Raw genomic sequence first — 17,565 nt, 5'->3', positions numbered from 1 at the left:
ATTCCTGTACGCAAGAAAGGACTGGTCACTATGAAATTCGGGATGCGCAAACCTAGCCTGAAACGTTCATTGAAGGCTAGGACAACCGGAAAGATGAAGCGGGCGATCAAGCGCAAAACCAATCCGTTCTATGGAAAAAAGGGGATGGGACTCATCCGGGATGCCAAAAGGACCGCCTATAACCGGATTTACAAAAAAGCCACTTTCTCGATTTGGGATCTGTTCAAAAAAAGAAAATAAGTCAATAATAATGAAGACCGCCTCCTTAGTTGGAGCGCGGTCATTTTTTTTATGCCCGGAAATGCAAGGTCAATTCAGACTCATCCGGTATTCATGCGGCGTCATATCATAGGCTTGCTTGAATTTCTGGTAAAAGAATGTGACGTTCCTGTAACCGATCTGTTCGCTGATAATTTCGATCGGGGTTCCGGTATTCTTAAGCAGGATACAGGCATTGTTGCGGCGCAGTTCCTTAACCAGCGTTTCGGTCTGGATCTTGATGAATCGGCTTAGGTAACTCGGAAAAGAGGATAATCATGTAGGTATCTGTCACATCTTTTGAATGAAGAGTTGGAAAAGCCACTCACTTCAAGGGTTTTTCTATATTCGAATAACAGTTATCGATTATATTGCTGCTTCTTGCATAAAATTCTGTATATATTTTGAAAAGAAGGGTATAATGAAAGCGTTACCTGAACAATGCGGAAGAATCTTTATCTTATCCGATCGTTCAGGCTAACAACGACATAGGAGGCGGTTGCGATGACAATGAAGAAATTCCAAGTGGAGCTACCTGAAGACATGCTTGAAAAAATGAGAAAAGGGTATGCCGCTAAAAGAAAACAGGGCGGATACGATGTAAAAGATATCAGCGATGAAGACTTGGCTGAATATTTCATGGGTATGGGCTTAAATTATGTCGACAGAAAAATATCCGAAATTCTTGATAAAGAAAAAAAATAAAGTAAAAGAGAGAAGCGATCCCACAAAGGATTGCTTCTTTTTATTTCATTTGAAACTACAAGAAAAGAGGATAGGGCTTGCACAATCAAAAAATCCATGGTACAATGAATTTAACATTTTGTGAAGCGCAGAAAAGAATTGTTTCAAAACATTCCGATTCGTAACGTTAGCAACAATGTATCATAAAGTGCAAAACGCACGAGGAGGATTTTCAATTATGGAACAAGGTACAGTTAAATGGTTTAACGCAGAAAAAGGTTTTGGTTTTATCGAACGCGAAAACGGAGACGATGTATTCGTACATTTCTCAGCTATCCAATCTGAAGGTTTCAAATCTTTAGAAGAAGGACAAGCAGTAACTTTCAGCGTCGAAGAAGGTAACCGTGGACCTCAAGCAACAAACGTTACTAAAGCTTAATTCAAATTAAACTTATAGGAACCTGATCTTCGGATCAGGTTCTTTTTTTGACGAAAAATTCCAGAAGAGCGCGTTGGAAAAAAGAATTTTTGTGGTATTGTAGCGGTATTGCGAATTTATTTGCCATTTCGATTTGCATTATTGAGTTAAGCATGATACAATGAATTTAACATTTTGTTGGGTTAGAGAAAAGAATTGCATTACGAAAATTCCGATCCGTAGCGTTAGCAACAATGTATGATATATGTGCAATAGCACGAGGAGGATTTTCAATTATGGAACAAGGTACAGTAAAATGGTTTAACGCAGACAAAGGTTTTGGCTTCATCGAACGCGAAAACGGAGACGATGTATTCGTACATTTCTCAGCTATCCAATCTGAAGGTTTCAAATCTTTAGAAGAAGGACAAGCAGTAACTTTCAGCGTCGAAGAAGGTAACCGTGGACCTCAAGCAACAAACGTAAACAAAGCTTAATTCAAAATTAAACTTATAGGAACCTGATCTTCGGATCAGGTTCTTTTTTTCGGTAATTTTTGGGTCATCCCAGCTCCGGTTGGGACAGCATTCACCGGAGGAACGACCGCAATCAGCCAAACGATCTCCGGTCTGGCTGCGTTGGCCGGAGATCCGAACCCATTTAGCCAACTGACCTCCGATGAAGCAACTCCTCAGCGGAGAAACGCGCACAAAACAAGCATCCAGAATTCGATTTCTGGATGCTTGTTTGTGGTCCATCAATATTTCTTCTTCGGATGGCGGTCGACGACTTCCGGATATTTTGCCAGGATCGCTTCTCCTGCAGGAGTGATGCGGTAACCCCTCAGCGGGAACTGGGAGGCGAGCTGATCCTCGCTCAATTTCTGTTTTGCGATTTCCATCAATTCCGGCTTCTTCATTTTGGAATAGCCGGCCACTTCGTAGTGTTTCAGGATGGCTTTTAGGCTGGCTGCGTTCAGGTGATCCAGCGAATCGGATGCCGACAGTTCCACCGCATAGCCTTTTTCGATCACCTCATCCAACGCTTGAGGGCCGTTGATGCCGTAGTTGTATTCGAAATATTTCGGATAGCCGCTCTCGTTCGTGAACGTGCCGAACTGGATGCGCCACAACAGAATCAGATGACCCGGCAAGATATCTTCCTCAAAACGGACCATGTTGCGTTTGGGTACGAGCTGTTCCGACCCGATCCGGACGGCGTTCAGCCAACCCTCCTTATCGCGTTTTTTGGAAACGTAAGGCACTTCCGGATAATCCTGATAAAGCGCGAAAATATCCTGCACCGCTTGATCCTGCAAGTCCAAGTGGCTGTTTTGTTTTTCGATGTTGTTGGTATTCATAAAAATCCCTCCTGTTCGTTCCTATTTTTATGCTTCAAAATCAAAAGCGTAGCCCATTCCTTTTTCCAGTGCTCTTCGGTAAACTTCCCCGGCGATTGCGACATCCATCGCTCCGGTACCAATCGGGATGCAGATGGTGATGTCCTGCGAAAGGTCGCCGGTATCTTTCTTTCCGACCGCCAATTCGCCTAGAGTTGCAAAAATATTTTTTTCGGACAGTTTTCCTTCACCCGTCAGTTTCTTCAAAGCACCGCGATGGAGAGCCTGATCCACATGATCAACGATGACCTTGTCCGCCTTCAGAATGAGTGCATCCTCGATTTCCTGGAAAGAACCCATCGAAAAAATGATGGTGCCTTTTTTGATCCATTCCGCTTTGATGAGGGGAGTCTGCGCTGACGTGACGGTGATGAGGACCTCAGCCTGACTGGCTTCCTGGGGATCATCGACGACCCGGATGGCGCCTTTGACGTGTTCCTGCATTTTTTTTGCAAATGTTTCCGCCGTGCTGCGTCTGTGGTTCCAGACGATTAATTCGGTGATGTCGAACAGATCCGCTATTGCACGGATATTAGTGCCGGCTTGCATCCCTGCTCCGTAAAGGCCGATCGTTACGGTCGGTTTCTTGAGTAAATACCGCAATGCGTTTGCGGTCTGGGCCCCGGTGCGCATATTGGTGATATAAGCGCCTTCGAGTGCAGCGGTGAAAGTACCGAGATGCGGATTGATCAACAAAATCATCCCTGTGATATAAGGCAGTCCGGCAGCTTTGCGTTCGCCCAAAAATCCCCCGACCCATTTCAAGCCGGCGATATCCTGCGAGGCGATGTAGGCCGGCATTGCGTTCATGAACCCTTCGTTAGGAGGATAACCGCCAGCTTCACCCAGATCCAGCGTCAATTTTGTCGGGTTGATGATTGTGCCGTCACCGAGTCCCTGAAATGTCTGATGCACGAGATTGTTGAAATCCGCAATGTCCAATAATTCCTTGATGGTGCTCTGATTGATCAGAAGCGTACTGCGATCTTCCATAGCCATTCTCCTTTAGACAAGATGTGTTCAGAAGAATTGTTCCCCTCGAACAGTCACATAAAGTATAGCATTTTTCAGGAGAGAACAAAAAATCGCGGGCATCCAAATATCAAAAATTATCCACAAAATCGAATCAATTGGAATGCATTTTTTGTTGTTATATACTGAAACCATAAACGACACAAGAATATGAGGTGGATGAAGATGGAAAACAAATCCGAACAGGCTAATGTAAGGAAACCGGAACTGGTTTTCTATGCAGGTTCGACTCTGTTGGAAGGACCGCATTGGGATGCGGAGAACAGCTTGCTTTATTGCGTTTCGATCGAAGACTGCATGATCTATGCCATCGATTCGGAAACAGGTGAGGTGCGGACCTATTTGACCGATGGACCGGTCGGATGCGCCGTGCTCGATCAGGATGGGATGATTCTGGAAGCCGAAATGGACGGTATTTTCCGGATCGACCCTCGGACGAAGGAGAAGCAACTGGTGGCAAAGGCTCGCGATGACGAACGGATGCGCTACAACGACGGGAAGTTGGATCCGCAAGGCCGCTTGCTTGTCGGGACGATGGGTTATGAGGGCACCTATGAAGGGGAGGCCGCTTTGTATGCCATCGAAAAGGACGGAACGGTCCGCACAGTTTTGGATGGCCTCACGTTGGCCAACGGTATGGGATGGTCACCGGATGGAAAGACGCTCTATTTCATCGACACGCCGACCAAGAAAGTGGGCAGCTATGCTTATGACACAAAAACAGGTGAAGCGAATTTCGAGAAATATGTGGTCGAGATCACCGACGGCAGCAATCCGGATGGCATGTGCGTGGACCCGGAAGGCATGATCTGGGTGGCGCAATACGGCGGCGGAAAAGTCTGCAGATGGGATCCGGAGACCGGCAAAAAGCTTGAAGAAATCCTGATGCCGGTGAAGAATGCGACTTCCTGCTCTCTGGGCGGCAAGGATCTGGAGTATCTCTACATCACGACTGCGAAAGTCGGCGAGACGGAAGAGGAATTGGCGGGTGGGCTGTTCCGCGTGAAGCTGGATTAAATCAATATATGCTGAAAAATGCCTGTTCTCACGATAATGAGTGAGAACGGGCATTTTTTACGTCTGGATGTTTTTTTCCTCTGTTATAATGAAGGCAGAACTATATTATCAAGAAAAGGACACACTTATGGACAAACATACAACGAAACCTTCTTTGCTGGACAGACTGAAAGCACATGCGGCGTCCGACAGCATCCCCATGCACATGCCGGGGCATAAGCGGAACACTGCACTGCTCGGTAAAGATCTGCCTTACAACATCGACATCACAGAGATAGACGGCTTCGACAATCTGCACGGCGCGAGCGGCATCATCAATGAATATATGGAAGAAATCGCAGACTTCTACGGCACAAAACGCTCATTCTACCTCGTGAACGGCAGCACCTGCGGCATGCTGGCGGGAATCCGCGCTGCTACCAAACGCGGCAGCAAGATTGCGATCGGTCGCAATTGCCACAAATCCGTCTATCATGCCATCGAGCTTTTCGGATTGGAGGTTGTTTATCTGATGCCGGAAGTGGATGAAACATTCGGCATCCACGGAGGCATTTCGACAGCAAGCATCGCCGATACGCTAAAAAAGCATCCGGACACGCAGCTGGTCGTTTTGACTTCACCGACGTACGAAGGGGTGGTCAGTGACATCGCGGCGATTGCCGATATCTGTCATGCGCAAGGGATTCCGTTGATGATCGATGAGGCACACGGCTCACATTTCAACTACTCGGAACATTTCCCAACCAGCGCGACTGCACTCGGCGCAGATATCGTGATCCAGAGCCTGCATAAGACTTTGCCTTCTTTGACGATGACCTCCTTTGCCCATCTGAACGGCGACTTGGTCAGACCAGAAGAGATGGCCCGGCAACTCGCCATCTTCGAAAGCAGTTCGCCGTCCTATGTGCTGATGGCTTCAATCGACAGCTGTTTCCGATTGCTGCGGGACGAAGGGGAGCAGTTATTCGAAAACTACAATAAGAGATTAACGGACTTCTCGGAAAAAATGGAGCAGCTCCAGCATCTGAAGGTGCTTTGCCACGGCAAAGACAGACTTGGCGCTCACAAAACCTTTTTCGCCTTCGACAAAGGCAAAATCCTGATTTCGGCGCAAGGAACTGGATTGACCGGACAGAAACTTTCCGAAATGTTGCGGAGCGAATACCATATCGAAATGGAGATGGCATACGGCGATCATGCGTTGGCGATGACCAGTGTCTGCGATACAGATGCAGCAATGGCTACGTTGGCGGATGCGCTGTTGGCCGTCGACGGCACGCTCGACTCGTTGAATGGGGAGCACTTGCAGAGCGACGGGACATTATTTTTCGCATCACCCGAAAAGCAATGTGAAATCTGGCAGGCCTTGGAATCAGAAAAAATAGATTGCCCGATTGAAAACGCGATAGGGCAAACGGTAGCCGAATACGTCTGGGCCTACCCGCCCGGAATTCCTTTGCTTGTGCCTGGGGAACGGATCAGTAATGGATTTATCCGCCAAATCCATACGCTATTGGAAAAGGGGACAAAGGTCTACAGCGATGCTGATGAGCTTCCGAAAAATATCCAAATTATGCGACAGGAAACCCTTGCTCACTAACTTACAATTTGATAGTTATTGGGTGAATCACGATTTTTACAAAAACGGTCACTATGCTGATAGGTCGGTAGATTGACGGGCTAACAATTTGTTGGTAAAATTAATCACAAAGGGAGCATTTTTCTGTCAAGCAATATGCTTCCTTAACCTATTTCAGAGGAGATGTCGTTATGAAAAGAATCGTAACATTAAGCACCCGCAACCTGAAGGATACTGCCAAACATGGCGGCTGCGGAGCATGCCAAACATCTTGCCAATCCGCATGCAAAACTTCTTGCGGAATCGCCAACCAAAGCTGTGTGAACCCTAAACAAGCAGCGAAATAAAAAAGAGTCCGTCCGACTGATTCCAGTCGGGCGGCAATTTTATGGACAAAAAAGGAGTTTGAAACCGAAATGATTCATCAATATAAACTGAACGGATACAATATCGTAATGGATACCTACAGCGGTGCCGTGCATGTCGTCGACGACCTTGCCTTCGACATCATCGCGCTTTATGAAGCAACACCTGTTGAAGAGATCGTCACGATGATGCTGGAACAATATGCTAACGACCCGGAAATCAACGAAACGGAAATCCGCGATACGCTGTCGGATGTCGAAGAACTGAAAGCCAATGGGGAATTGTTCACGGAAGACTTGTACCAAGACCTTTCCATCGACTTGAAGAACCGCCAAACATTCGTGAAGGCTCTTTGCCTGAACGTTGCGCATACTTGTAACCTGACTTGCGATTATTGTTTCGCCAGCCAAGGCAAGTACAACGGCGACAGAGCAATCATGAAATTCGAAGTCGGCAAGCAAGCGATCGATTTCCTGCTTGAGAATTCCGGTTTCCACCGCAACCTGGACGTCGACTTCTTCGGCGGCGAGCCGTTGATGGCTTGGCGCGTCGTGAAGCAGATCGTCGAGTACGCGCGCAGCAAAGAAGAGGAGTCCAACAAGACTTTCCGTTTCACATTCACAACGAACGGGATGCTTTTGAACGATGAGATCAATGAGTTCCTGAACAAAGAAATGTACAACGTCGTTTTGAGCTTGGACGGACGCAAGGAAGTCCATGACCGTCTGCGCCGAACTGTAAACGGAAAAGGCAGCTATGACTACATTTTGCCGAAATTCCAGAAATTCGTGGAAGGGCGCGGCGACAAGGAATACTACGTCCGCGGCACTTACACAGGCAATAACGTCGATTTCACAAACGATATTTTCCACGTCGCTAATCTCGGCTTCGACAAACTTTCGATGGAACCGGTCATCTGCGATCCATCCGAACCTTACGCTTTGACGGAGGAACATCTTCCGGCACTGTACAGACAGTATGAAATCCTGGCTGAGGAAATGCTGAAGCGCGGCGAAGAGGGCAACGACTTCACTTTCTACCACTACATGCTGGACCTTTCCGAAGGCCCATGCATCCAGAAACGCATCTCCGGCTGTGGATCGGGAACAGAATACATGGCTGTCACTCCTTGGGGCGAAATATTCCCTTGCCACCAGTTCGTGGGTGATGAAGAATTCAGCCTGGGCAACATCTGGGATGGCGTAACCAAACCGGAACTGCAATGCCAGTTCAAGGAAGTCAACTGCTATTCCAAACCGGAATGCCAGGATTGCTGGGCTAAATTGTACTGCAGCGGCGGCTGCCCTGCGAACTCCCTGCATGCGACAGGTTCTTTGAAAGGTAATTATGAATTCAGCTGCGACCTGTTCCGTAAACGCGTGGAATGCTCGATGATGGTGAAGGTCGCGGAATCGATCCGCGAGATGGAAGCCGAAGCGATGGCTGCTGAGTAAAGTCAGATAAAAATGAGATAAAATATGCGAAGTGCGCGCCGGATTGCCGGCGGGTGCTTCTTTTTTTTGTTGTGGTGGGCGGAGCGGCTGCTCCTCCGGTGAAGGAGGCCTTGGCCGGAGGACGACCCAAAATTTTGACCCCCACCTCCGACGAGCCCGCCCTCCCCGGAGGAGAAAGCCAAACATCGTCCGGAACTCCGGCGAGGCCGGCTCTCGCCGGAGCAAACCAAAAAAATGCGGGCCGGATCTCCGGTCAACAATCAAAACCCCAAAACCCCAAACCCGACAGAAAAAACCGCACAATCGCCCGATTGTGCGGTTAAACATTCATTCACTTATTTCGCATTCAGTTCATCCAGAAACGCAACGATCCGTCGGCAGCCTTCGATGACGTTCTCGTCGCTGGCGGCGTAGCTCATGCGGAAGTAGCCGACTCCGGATTCGCCGAAAGCCGAACCAGGGATGACGCCGACGCCGGCTTTGCGCGCGAGGTCGATGCAGAAATTCCAATCATCGTTGCCGTACTGCTCCGGAATGCGCGGGAAGAGGTAGAAGGCGCCGTCCGGATTGTTCATCTTCAGCCCAGCAGCAGTCAGACCTTCCAACAGGATGTCCCGGCGCTTGAGGTAGGCTGCTTTCATCGTTGCCGTCGCTTCATCACCGTCGCGGAACGCAACACCAGCCGCGGTCTGCGCAGGCGTGGAGCCGCAAGTGACCAGGCTTTGGTGATATTTCAAAATTTCCCGGATCAGGTCCGCTTGGGCAGCGACAAAGCCGACGCGCCAGCCGGTCATCGCATAGCTTTTCGAAGTGCCGTTGATGACGATGGACTGCTCAGGGATGTATTTGGCGATGGATGTATGACTGCCATCGTAGGTCAGTTCGCTGTAGATCTCATCGCTGAGGACAAAAACATCATATTTCCTGATGACTTCGGCCAACGCCTCGACTTCCGCCTTCGTATAAGTGGCGCCGGTCGGGTTGTTTGGATAGGTAAGCACGACCATCTTCGTTTCCGGATTCGCATCCAACGCCGCCATCAGGTCCTCCGGCGTGATCAGGAAACCGGTCTCGGATGTGTCGATCTTGACGCTCTGGCCGCCAGCCAAATGCGTAACGTATTCATACTGCGGGAATGCCGGCGATTGGATGATCACCTTGTCGCCCGGATTCATCAGCGCGAACATCGACGCAGTGATCGCTTCCGTGGCGCCGACAGTCAGGATGATGTCTGTCTCCGCGTTGTAATGCAGGCCGTATTTCCGCTCCATGAACTTCGCAATCTCCTTGCGGGTTTCGAGGACGCCGGCGGAAGGGGCGTAATGCGTCTGATTCTGGTTCAAAGCGTCTGCGGCCGCCGCTTTAATGAAATCCGGCGTATCGAAATCTGGCTCACCCATCGTGAAGCGGATCAGGTCCTTCACATCGCTGATGGCAGCGTCGAAGTTGCGGATGGGCGATCCTTTCAGTTGCTTCACAAAACGGTTCGTTTCTCTGCTCATAATTTATCTCCTCCGGATGAAATATCCTTAATCAATGTATAGTCGAACATGCGCCAGCCGATTGCTGACGCCCAATATCATGAAAATAACATAACACGATTGCAGACGTATTTCTATGCTAAGTTACACACTCTTGAATGAAAATTAGAAAACCGCTAATTTGATGAGTTTTTTCACATATAGAAGGCCACTCATCCCGGCACTTTCCGACCCGGAGCGGTTGACAGTTCTGCCGGATAAGTGTACGATTAGAAAAATTAAATGAATCGCCAAGCAATAAGAGGTCGCGGCTGGTCAAGAGTACCGCAAGGGAAAGGGACGGTCGCCGAAGCATGCAGATGCTGGACCCAGGTTGAACAAATGTGGGGCTGTTCCATTGTCGTTGCCCGATGACAATGGATTGCGCTTTAGCTTGGTTGGGCGAATGCAGGTCTCCGTAGCCGTAAGCACTCGCTTACCGCTATTTTTTTTGCATTTCAGGAACAAACGGCCGTCCGCCGCATAGGGCAAACACAGGCTGGCATGCTATAATGGGCATGTTGGAACAGAAAAAAATGATCGGGAGGAAACATCAAAATGAGCGAACTATTATTGACAGATGCTTACGAAATCGCGGCTTACATCAAGGCTGCCGAAAAGCAAACACCTATAAAACTTTACATCAAAGGGGATTTCGAGAATCCTGCCTACGAAGGCTTGAAATTCTTCGGAAACGGGGACAGCTACACAGTCTTCGGCGACGCTGCAGCGATCTATCATTTCTTGGAAGAAAACAAAGATAAGATCAAAGATCACGTCATGGAATACGACAGACGCAATTCCGCAATTCCATTGTTGGACACTACCAAAATCGATGCACGCATCGAGCCGGGTTCATTCATCCGTGATCACGTGACGATCGGCAAGAGTGCTGTCATCATGATGGGTGCGGTCATCAACATCGGCGCAATCATCGGAGAAGGCACAATGATCGACATGGGCGCGGTTGTCGGCGCACGCGGCACGATCGGCAAAAACTGTCACATCGGAGCAGGCGCAGTGGTTGCAGGCGTTCTTGAGCCACCATCGAAATCACCAGTCATCATCGAAGACGGTGTTTTGGTCGGCGCGAACGCTGTCATCATCGAAGGCGTACACATCGGCGAAGGCGCTGTTGTCGCAGCTGGCGCAATCGTATTGGAAGACGTACCGGCTAACGCGGTTGTTGCGGGATCCCCTGCTAAAATCGTGAAAATGAAGGACGCTCAGACTAGCGAAAAAACCCAATTATTGGCTGACTTAAGAGACTAATAAATACACGCAGAGGGATCAGGTGAACAGCATGCAGATTGCAGAATTATACGATACGGTGAAGACGATCCGAAGGGAGCTCCACCAGATTCCGGAGATCGGTTTCGATCTGCCGTTGACTTCGGAATATGTCCGCCAAAAGTTGGTATCGTTCGGTTATGAACCGATCAGTACAGCCGAGACGGGCTGGGTAGCCGTCCTGAAGGGCAAGTCCCCGGGATCAGTAGCCTTCCGTGCCGACATGGATGCCCTTGAGGTAACCGAGGATACAGGAGCGGATTTCGCTTCCCTTCACCCGGGCAAAATGCATGCGTGCGGACACGATGGGCACATGGCCTTGTTGTTGGGTTTCGCGAAATACCTGAAGTCCCTGCCTATTTTGGAAAAGTCCGTCGTTTTGGTCTTCCAGCCAGCGGAAGAAGGCCCGGGCGGTGCGAAATGGATCATGGATTCCGGCATCCTGCAGGAGCTGCAGGTCGAAAAGATTTACGGCTACCACCTGTATCCGAGTCTGCCTGAAGGCATCCTGGGCTTGGCCAAAGGCCCCTTGATGGCGCGCAACGGCGAATTCGACATTACGCTTGAGGGCGTCAGCTCGCATGCCGGGCAACCGCACTTCGGCAAGGATGCCTTGATCGCCGCCGCGCAGATTCTTCTCTCGGTCCAAAACATTCTGGCCCGCGACCTTGATCCATTGCAGCCGGCTGTCGTGAACATCGGCACGTTGCATGCCGGGGAAGCCCGCAATATTGTGGCCGGAAAAGCCGAGATGACCGGGACGATCCGGAGCTACGATAAGGCGGTCTATGCTTCCATCAAGGAACGCCTTGCCGACATCTGTGCCGGCATCGAGCGCATGAGTGGTGTCATCTGCACGTTGGATATCCGCGATTTCTATCCGGAAGTCACCAACGATGCGGAAATGATCGGCACGTTGATGGACGCGTTGCCGGTCGATGCCTACGAAGTCGTCAAACCATTGATGCTGGCCGAGGACTTCGCTTTCTACCAAGAAAGCATCCGCGGCGCCTTCATCCTGCTTGGGACCGGCCGTCCCGACATGGGTTGGACGCACCCGCTCCACAGCAGCCGCTTCAACTTCGACGAGAAGGTTCTGCTGCAGGGAATCGCCTGCTACGACCTGATCCTCGAAAAGGAAGGGCTGAAGGGCTAAAAGCCAACAGCAAGTTACCGAACACACAACATACAACCAAAAAGCACCCTCGCTGGGGTGCTTTTTTGCTTTTCGGGGCGCATAATGATTGTCGTCCTCCGGTGAGGGGTGTTTCGCCGGAGGACAGGATCGCATTTGGATGGTCTCCTCCGATGGCAGGAGCCTCATCGGAGGAGCGCCCATCTATTACCGGTCAACTCCGGCGAACGGACCCTCGCCGGAGCTGAGAGCCAGTTTGCATTGCTCTTCTTCGGCAGCCGCTTTTTGCCAAATTTGATCGAAGCGGGCAAACCGAATGAGTTGCCGCAATATTGCACCGCATCCAATAAAATTGTAAAGGTTCGATTAAGTTGATGGATGGGAAAAGCATTTTTTCCGCAAAAAAGGTACAATGGAATCATATATTGGATGAAAGAGGGGAAATTATGCATAAGAAAAGATTATCCGCATTGCTTTTAGGGTCAACAGCATGGCTGCTTGTCGCGTGCCAAAACCCGGCAACAGACACGAAAGCTACCGAGGCAGCGACAAGCACGTCGCAAGTGCAATCAGATACAGAAACGACGACCGAAGCGAGCGACCAAGCTGCTTCAAGAGCCAGCAGTCTCGAAGCGGCTGAGAGCGTACAGGCACAAACGCCGTCCGCAAGCAGCACCACTGCAGATCCCGCAACAACCGATACTGCCAAGACTACTGAAGAGTCAACGCTGATCACCGAGGCGAAACAAACAATCACGCAATTGACAGGCTATGTCGAAAGCGATGTGTACCTGTTCATCGTGGAATCGGTCGAAGCCAATGAAGTCACCATCAACGTCCGCGAAAACGGCACAGATGTAGCCAGCTCCGTCGGTTTTTACCGTTACAACGGAACTACCGGAGAATTGCTGGAAATGGATATCTTAACAGGGGAATACACCCGCCATCCTGCACAATACTAAGAGGATAGCTTTGAATTAAAAAGGGAGAGGGTGATGATGATTTTCGATTTGGTATTATTGGCGAAAATATTCGCGATCAGTCTGAGCTATGTGACAATGAACACGATCCGGTTCATGTTGACTATAAAAGGCTACCGCATTTTGGCGTCACTATTGAGTATGGTGGAAATCGTCATCTATGTTTTGGGTCTGTCGATGGTCATGAACAGTCTCGACAACCCGCTCAATCTGGCAGCCTATGCGCTCGGGTACGGCGCCGGCATCGCTATCGGCATCAAAATCGAGGATTTGCTCGCGCTGGGTTACACCATGATCACAGTTATGACGCAGGACGTGGACAGCCCGATGCCGAACTTGCTGCGCGATTTTGGTTACGGGGTCTCTTGCTACAGAGCCCACGGAAGGGATGGGGAGCGTCTCGTACTTGAAATCCTGCTGACGCGGAAAGCTGAACGCCACCTGCAGAACAAAGTGTTGGAAATCGATCCGAAAGCCTTCATGGTTTCATACGATCCCAAGTACATTCACGGCGGCTTCTGGTCCAAACGGGTCCATCTTGGCAAATAATAAACGAATGAATAAATGAACGGGTAAGGAAAGGGGAAACGATATGACAGAACTTGTGAAATTGGGAAGAACCGACCTACTGATCCATCCGATCGGGCTGGGGGCGAATAAAATCGCTGCAGCCAATACGGAAACGAACACCGAATACGGCGGCGATGTGCTGCTGAGCGCGATCGATAAGGGCTTGAACTTCATCGATACGGCGTTTATGTATGGAATGGGCACTTCCGAAACGATCATCGGCAAGACGCTGAAGGAACACAACCTGCGCAACAACGTGGTCATCGCCACAAAAGGCGCACACGAGGTGACCGAAGCCGGCATCGTCCTGAACAACAATCCGGCTTTTCTGACGGAGCAGGTCGAGAACAGCCTGAGACGTCTGCAGACCGATCATATCGAACTTTACTACATCCATTTTCCGGATGAAGCGACACCCAAAGCCGAAGCGGTCGGCGCGCTGCATCGACTGAAGGAACAAGGGAAGATCCGTGCCATCGGCGTCTCCAATTTCAATCTGGAGCAGCTTAAGGAAGGCAACGCCAACGGCTATATCGACGTTGTCCAGGATGAATACAACCTCTTGAACCAGTCGGCCGAAGAAAAACTGTTCCCTTACTGCCGCGAACAGGGCATCTCCTTCATCCCGTACTTCCCGTTCGCATCCGGTCTGCTGGCCGGCAAGTACACGGAGGCTTCGGTCCTGTCGGAGAAACAACAGCAGCGTCCGCAGTTCCAGGGCGAAACCTACAAAGATATCCTGAAGCGTGTGGATCAGATCCGGCCGCTCGCCGTGAAGCACCGGACCGGGTTGCAGAATGTCGTTTTGGCCTATTATCTGTCGAAAGATGTCGTCGACGCCGTCATTCCGGGCGCACGCAACCGACAGCAAGTGCTCGAAAACCTCGAAGCCGCAGAAGTCCGTTTGGATGCAGAGGACATCGCTTTAATCCAGCAAGCTTTCCCAGCGTCGTACCGCTTGCCGAAATGATTTTCTGTTCGTTTCAAAGTCTCTTTATTACAAATCGATGAAAAAAGCATTTGACATTCATTAGATACAGGCATAGAATTACATCATAATCTAACAAACAGAAGGGGGAGAATGAGAATGGATGCGACTTGCGGAATGTGTACGTTACAAAACAAAAAGAGAGCGTCGTTCTCATTCGATTCCCTAGTCATTCTAAAAGTGATTTAGCCCAGGATTCTTACTTATTACAAGTAGAGTCCTCTTTCCGTTTCATTGGGCTCTCATTAAAGAATGAGCCTAATCACATAGGCTTGTTCTTTTTTTCGTTCAGTATGACAGGTAAATAATATAGATATGGAGTGGTTTGGATGACAGAAATGACACAGACAGCAGAACAAAAAGCGTTGAACATCGATTGGGAAAATCTAGGCTTCACTTATATCAAGACGGATTACCGCTTCATTTCTTATTGGAAAGACGGAAAATGGGACGATGGCGAAATGACGACCGACAACAAAGTCCACATCAGCGAAGGGTCTCCAGTACTGCACTACGGCCAATCCTGCTTCGAGGGGATGAAGGCGTATCGTACAAAAGACGGCAGCATCAACCTGTTCCGTCCGGACGAAAATGCCAAGCGGATGATCAACAGCTGCCAACGCCTGTTGATGCCTGAGTATCCGGTGGAAAAATTTGTCGAAGCCGCTAAAGCGGTAGTCAAAGCCAATGAAAAATGGGTACCGCCATACAACACCGGCAGCACACTCTATCTGCGCCCTTACTTGATGGGTGTCGGCGACAACATCGGCGTCAGCCCAGCGACCGAATACATCTTCTCCATCTTCGCGATGCCGGTTGGCCCATATTTCAAAGGCGGCTTGACGCCAACGAACTTCATCGTGTCCGACTACGACCGCGCCGCTCCGCACGGCACGGGTGCAGCCAAGGTCGGCGGTAACTACGCAAGCAGCTTGTTGCCTGGTAAAGAAGCGCATGATCGCAACTTCAGCGACTGCATCTATCTTGATCCAGCAACGCACACGAAGATCGAAGAAGTGGGCTCCGCGAACTTCTTCGGCATCACGAAGGACAACCGTTTCGTGACGCCAAAATCACCATCGATCTTGCCGAGCATCACCAAATATTCCTTGTTGTATTTGGCTGAGCATCACTTGGGAATGGAAGTCGAAGAAGGCGATGTCTTCATCGACAAGCTGGATGAGTTCAGCGAAGCCGGCGCCTGCGGTACAGCCGCAGTCATCTCTCCGATCGGCGGCATCCAGTACGGCGACAATTTCCACGTCTTCAATTCCGAAACAGAAGTCGGACCTGTGACGCGCAAATTGTATGAAGAGCTGACCGGCATCCAATTCGGCGACTTAGAAGCGCCGGAAGGTTGGATCGTGAAAGTAGACTAAACTAGATAGATGGAAAGGCAGCTCTCCCGCAGCTTAGTTGCTGGCGGAGGGCTGTTTTTTTTTCGCGGTTATATAGTTTTGGAACAAACAGAATGTCGAATTCCCGGTGAGGGCTAGTTCATCGAGAATTCGCATCAAAATGAGAACAGATTTCCCGACGAGGTCCCGTTCACCGGGAATCAGCATCGAAACAAGACCTTATTTCCCGGCGAAGCCGTGTTCACCGGTAATTTTTCTGTATCCAAACCAATTTTTCCCGGGGAGGACCCAAGAAGGGGATCGTTTCCAAGCCATCTTCATCTTTCCACAGCTTTTCTGTGGCATTTCCAGCTGCTTTTGTCTATGATTAAGCTATAGATCTTGGCGGGAGGAAAAAGCAAATGAACGCATTAAGAAAATACATCAAGAATCCAAAAATTCGCCAAATCATGGTCCTTTTCCAGCAACATTGGGGCCGGATGGAAATCGGGCGACAGTCGGCTGAGATGGCGTACTATGTTTTGTTGGCGCTGCTTCCTACACTGTTGTTGCTGGGGAACATCATCCCGTTATTACCTTTGCCGCGGGAGCAGGTACTCTCCTACGTGGAGATGGCCCTACCGCTTGAAGTCAGCAATACACTCACCCCGATACTGGAACAATACTTGAACAGTGGCAGCAGTGGGGTCGTTTCATTCGGACTAGTGCTGTCGATCTGGACGGCGTCGAAAGCATTCAATGTCTTCCAGAACGTTTTGAATCAAGTGTACAACACGAAGATGCGGAAAAATTTCATCGTCCACAGAATCTTTTCGTTCGTGATCGCCTTTCTGCTTGTCGCCATGATTGCGTTTGTCGCTTTCCTGTTCATGTTCGGCAGGTATATCCGGGATTTCTTCGAAGAGTTTTTGTCCATCCAGTTGGACTTCATCACAGCCTTCGAAAATTTCCGCTGGATCGTTGCCTTTTTGATCATCGCCATTATCATGACAGTCATTTATTACGTGGTGCCGAATGTGCGCTGGTCATTTAAATATTCGCTACCGGGTGCAGCGTTCGCAACGATCGGCTTCCTCTTGATTTCGCAGCTGTTCTCCTTGTATGTCGGTGTCGCCGGCAATCAGGCCATCGGTAACAGTGCGATCGGGGTCGTGATCACGTTGCTGTTGTGGTTGTATCTGATGGGAACGGTGCTGATTCTTGGTGGCTTCTTGAATGTGATGCTGTACCATTACTTCCAGCCGTTGCCGGTCGCGCTGAAGGAAGAGAGCCGCTACTTAATCCGTTATTCGAAGAACGCATTGGCGCTGAGTGTCAACGAGCAATCTCTGAAACGGCGTCTGATCCGTAAAAAACTGCGTATCCAAACGAACAAACAGGCAGATATATGATCGAATCCAGAAAGACAGGGCAAAGAGGTTTAGGTTTTTTTAAACCTCGGCGCCTTTTTTTTTGTGCGAAGTTTCTATATAATGAAAGGATAGCACGCCTATTGTTTTTGAAAGAAAGGATTTAAT

General features: G+C 49.6%; 19 protein-coding genes and 1 riboswitch. Of the genes, 15 read left to right on the top strand and 4 right to left on the bottom strand.

The genetic code is table 11. The features are described 5' to 3' along the window. Positions 1 to 30: 30 nt before the first annotated feature. The gene (locus ACKPBX_RS02390; protein ID WP_086627485.1) at positions 31 to 240 is read left to right on the top strand and encodes a hypothetical protein; all 210 of its coding nucleotides are present in this window, start codon (positions 31 to 33) and stop codon (positions 238 to 240) included. A 69-nt stretch (positions 241 to 309) separates the two neighbouring features. Here the strand turns inward: ACKPBX_RS02390 and ACKPBX_RS02385 are convergent, their stop codons facing one another. After that, a complete protein-coding gene (locus tag ACKPBX_RS02385; protein WP_407702583.1) occupies positions 310 to 444 on the bottom strand; it encodes an AraC family transcriptional regulator in 135 nt (44 codons plus the stop codon). Positions 445 to 762: 318 nt separating this feature from the next. Between ACKPBX_RS02385 and ACKPBX_RS02380 the strand changes: the two genes are divergently transcribed. The 3 genes from ACKPBX_RS02380 to ACKPBX_RS02370 all read left to right on the top strand — a co-directional run bounded on the left by ACKPBX_RS02380 (position 763) and on the right by ACKPBX_RS02370 (position 1,857). Next, entirely contained in the window at positions 763 to 963 is a 201-nt protein-coding gene (locus ACKPBX_RS02380) for a hypothetical protein (protein ID WP_086627496.1), read from the top strand. Positions 964 to 1,180: 217 nt separating this feature from the next. Then, a complete protein-coding gene (locus tag ACKPBX_RS02375; protein WP_086629031.1) occupies positions 1,181 to 1,381 on the top strand; it encodes a cold-shock protein in 201 nt (66 codons plus the stop codon). A gap of 275 nt (positions 1,382 to 1,656) precedes the next feature. Continuing rightward, complete coding sequence (locus tag ACKPBX_RS02370; RefSeq protein WP_086629034.1) at positions 1,657 to 1,857, top strand: cold-shock protein; 201 nt, start codon at positions 1,657 to 1,659, stop codon at positions 1,855 to 1,857. A 260-nt stretch (positions 1,858 to 2,117) separates the two neighbouring features. Here ACKPBX_RS02370 and ACKPBX_RS02365 read toward each other — a convergent pair whose 3' ends face one another. Then, positions 2,118 to 2,720, bottom strand: coding sequence for a hypothetical protein (locus ACKPBX_RS02365; protein WP_319995891.1), 603 nt, complete (start codon positions 2,718 to 2,720; stop codon positions 2,118 to 2,120). 27 nt (positions 2,721 to 2,747) lie between these two features. Next, the gene (locus tag ACKPBX_RS02360) at positions 2,748 to 3,752 is read right to left on the bottom strand and encodes an ornithine cyclodeaminase family protein (RefSeq protein ID WP_319995890.1); all 1,005 of its coding nucleotides are present in this window, start codon (positions 3,750 to 3,752) and stop codon (positions 2,748 to 2,750) included. Between the two features lie 204 nt (positions 3,753 to 3,956). On the opposite strand from ACKPBX_RS02360, the gene ACKPBX_RS02355 reads away from it, so the two are divergent. The 4 genes from ACKPBX_RS02355 to scfB all read left to right on the top strand — a co-directional run bounded on the left by ACKPBX_RS02355 (position 3,957) and on the right by scfB (position 8,207). After that, positions 3,957 to 4,808, top strand: a complete 852-nt coding sequence (locus ACKPBX_RS02355) for an SMP-30/gluconolactonase/LRE family protein (protein ID WP_319995889.1) — start codon at positions 3,957 to 3,959, stop codon at positions 4,806 to 4,808. A 127-nt stretch (positions 4,809 to 4,935) separates the two neighbouring features. Continuing rightward, positions 4,936 to 6,408: an aminotransferase class I/II-fold pyridoxal phosphate-dependent enzyme gene (locus ACKPBX_RS02350; RefSeq protein WP_319995888.1), complete on the top strand. Its 1,473-nt coding sequence runs from the start codon at positions 4,936 to 4,938 to the stop codon at positions 6,406 to 6,408. Between the two features lie 170 nt (positions 6,409 to 6,578). Further along, positions 6,579 to 6,734, top strand: coding sequence for a six-cysteine ranthipeptide SCIFF (scfA, locus tag ACKPBX_RS02345; protein ID WP_086988169.1), 156 nt, complete (start codon positions 6,579 to 6,581; stop codon positions 6,732 to 6,734). A gap of 69 nt (positions 6,735 to 6,803) precedes the next feature. Continuing rightward, positions 6,804 to 8,207: a thioether cross-link-forming SCIFF peptide maturase gene (gene scfB / locus ACKPBX_RS02340; protein WP_319995887.1), complete on the top strand. Its 1,404-nt coding sequence runs from the start codon at positions 6,804 to 6,806 to the stop codon at positions 8,205 to 8,207. Between the two features lie 335 nt (positions 8,208 to 8,542). Here scfB and ACKPBX_RS02335 read toward each other — a convergent pair whose 3' ends face one another. After that, positions 8,543 to 9,709 carry an aminotransferase class I/II-fold pyridoxal phosphate-dependent enzyme gene (locus ACKPBX_RS02335; protein WP_319995886.1) on the bottom strand — a complete coding sequence of 389 codons (1,167 nt, stop codon included), beginning with the start codon at positions 9,707 to 9,709 and terminating at the stop codon, positions 8,543 to 8,545. A gap of 270 nt (positions 9,710 to 9,979) precedes the next feature. Then, positions 9,980 to 10,125, top strand: a riboswitch (Lysine riboswitch). Between the two features lie 160 nt (positions 10,126 to 10,285). Between ACKPBX_RS02335 and dapD the strand changes: the two genes are divergently transcribed. The 7 genes from dapD to ACKPBX_RS02300 all read left to right on the top strand — a co-directional run bounded on the left by dapD (position 10,286) and on the right by ACKPBX_RS02300 (position 17,439). Beyond that, on the top strand, positions 10,286 to 10,999 hold the full coding sequence (gene dapD / locus ACKPBX_RS02330; protein WP_319995885.1) for a 2,3,4,5-tetrahydropyridine-2,6-dicarboxylate N-acetyltransferase: 714 nt from the start codon (positions 10,286 to 10,288) through the stop codon (positions 10,997 to 10,999). Positions 11,000 to 11,030: 31 nt separating this feature from the next. Next, on the top strand, positions 11,031 to 12,173 hold the full coding sequence (locus ACKPBX_RS02325; RefSeq protein ID WP_319996395.1) for a M20 metallopeptidase family protein: 1,143 nt from the start codon (positions 11,031 to 11,033) through the stop codon (positions 12,171 to 12,173). A gap of 425 nt (positions 12,174 to 12,598) precedes the next feature. After that, complete coding sequence (locus tag ACKPBX_RS02320; protein ID WP_319995884.1) at positions 12,599 to 13,114, top strand: hypothetical protein; 516 nt, start codon at positions 12,599 to 12,601, stop codon at positions 13,112 to 13,114. A 36-nt stretch (positions 13,115 to 13,150) separates the two neighbouring features. Then, complete coding sequence (locus ACKPBX_RS02315) at positions 13,151 to 13,681, top strand: DUF2179 domain-containing protein (RefSeq protein WP_319996394.1); 531 nt, start codon at positions 13,151 to 13,153, stop codon at positions 13,679 to 13,681. A 43-nt stretch (positions 13,682 to 13,724) separates the two neighbouring features. Further along, positions 13,725 to 14,672 (top strand): aldo/keto reductase, encoded by a 948-nt coding sequence (locus ACKPBX_RS02310; protein WP_319995883.1) that lies wholly within the window; start codon positions 13,725 to 13,727, stop codon positions 14,670 to 14,672. Positions 14,673 to 15,028: 356 nt separating this feature from the next. Next, the gene (locus ACKPBX_RS02305) at positions 15,029 to 16,069 is read left to right on the top strand and encodes a branched-chain amino acid aminotransferase (protein ID WP_119093605.1); all 1,041 of its coding nucleotides are present in this window, start codon (positions 15,029 to 15,031) and stop codon (positions 16,067 to 16,069) included. 380 nt (positions 16,070 to 16,449) lie between these two features. Then, complete coding sequence (locus tag ACKPBX_RS02300; protein ID WP_086988164.1) at positions 16,450 to 17,439, top strand: YihY/virulence factor BrkB family protein; 990 nt, start codon at positions 16,450 to 16,452, stop codon at positions 17,437 to 17,439. The last annotated feature ends 126 nt before the right edge of the window (positions 17,440 to 17,565 follow it).

This window comes from Trichococcus shcherbakoviae, from assembly GCF_963666195.1.
GTDB lineage: Bacteria > Bacillota > Bacilli > Lactobacillales > Aerococcaceae > Trichococcus > Trichococcus shcherbakoviae.
The sequence above is the reverse complement of the archived record's forward strand: the minus strand, read 5'-3'. Positions and strand labels throughout refer to the sequence as shown.

Bases quoted from the DNA above. Each gene is read 5' to 3' on its own strand.
- dapD (WP_319995885.1), top strand. From the start codon at position 10,286: ATGAGCGAACTATTATTGACAGATGCTTACGAAATCGCGGCTTACATC.
- scfA (WP_086988169.1), top strand. From the start codon at position 6,579: ATGAAAAGAATCGTAACATTAAGCACCCGCAACCTGAAGGATACTGCC.
- ACKPBX_RS02310 (WP_319995883.1), top strand. From the start codon at position 13,725: ATGACAGAACTTGTGAAATTGGGAAGAACCGACCTACTGATCCATCCG.
- scfB (WP_319995887.1), top strand. From the start codon at position 6,804: ATGATTCATCAATATAAACTGAACGGATACAATATCGTAATGGATACC.
- ACKPBX_RS02355 (WP_319995889.1), top strand. From the start codon at position 3,957: ATGGAAAACAAATCCGAACAGGCTAATGTAAGGAAACCGGAACTGGTT.
- ACKPBX_RS02375 (WP_086629031.1), top strand. From the start codon at position 1,181: ATGGAACAAGGTACAGTTAAATGGTTTAACGCAGAAAAAGGTTTTGGT.
- ACKPBX_RS02315 (WP_319996394.1), top strand. From the start codon at position 13,151: ATGATTTTCGATTTGGTATTATTGGCGAAAATATTCGCGATCAGTCTG.
- ACKPBX_RS02300 (WP_086988164.1), top strand. From the start codon at position 16,450: ATGAACGCATTAAGAAAATACATCAAGAATCCAAAAATTCGCCAAATC.
- ACKPBX_RS02305 (WP_119093605.1), top strand. From the start codon at position 15,029: ATGACACAGACAGCAGAACAAAAAGCGTTGAACATCGATTGGGAAAAT.
- ACKPBX_RS02365 (WP_319995891.1), bottom strand. From the start codon at position 2,720: ATGAATACCAACAACATCGAAAAACAAAACAGCCACTTGGACTTGCAG.
- ACKPBX_RS02350 (WP_319995888.1), top strand. From the start codon at position 4,936: ATGGACAAACATACAACGAAACCTTCTTTGCTGGACAGACTGAAAGCA.
- ACKPBX_RS02370 (WP_086629034.1), top strand. From the start codon at position 1,657: ATGGAACAAGGTACAGTAAAATGGTTTAACGCAGACAAAGGTTTTGGC.
- ACKPBX_RS02390 (WP_086627485.1), top strand. From the start codon at position 31: ATGAAATTCGGGATGCGCAAACCTAGCCTGAAACGTTCATTGAAGGCT.
- ACKPBX_RS02320 (WP_319995884.1), top strand. From the start codon at position 12,599: ATGCATAAGAAAAGATTATCCGCATTGCTTTTAGGGTCAACAGCATGG.
- ACKPBX_RS02360 (WP_319995890.1), bottom strand. From the start codon at position 3,752: ATGGAAGATCGCAGTACGCTTCTGATCAATCAGAGCACCATCAAGGAA.
- ACKPBX_RS02380 (WP_086627496.1), top strand. From the start codon at position 763: ATGACAATGAAGAAATTCCAAGTGGAGCTACCTGAAGACATGCTTGAA.
- ACKPBX_RS02325 (WP_319996395.1), top strand. From the start codon at position 11,031: ATGCAGATTGCAGAATTATACGATACGGTGAAGACGATCCGAAGGGAG.
- ACKPBX_RS02335 (WP_319995886.1), bottom strand. From the start codon at position 9,709: ATGAGCAGAGAAACGAACCGTTTTGTGAAGCAACTGAAAGGATCGCCC.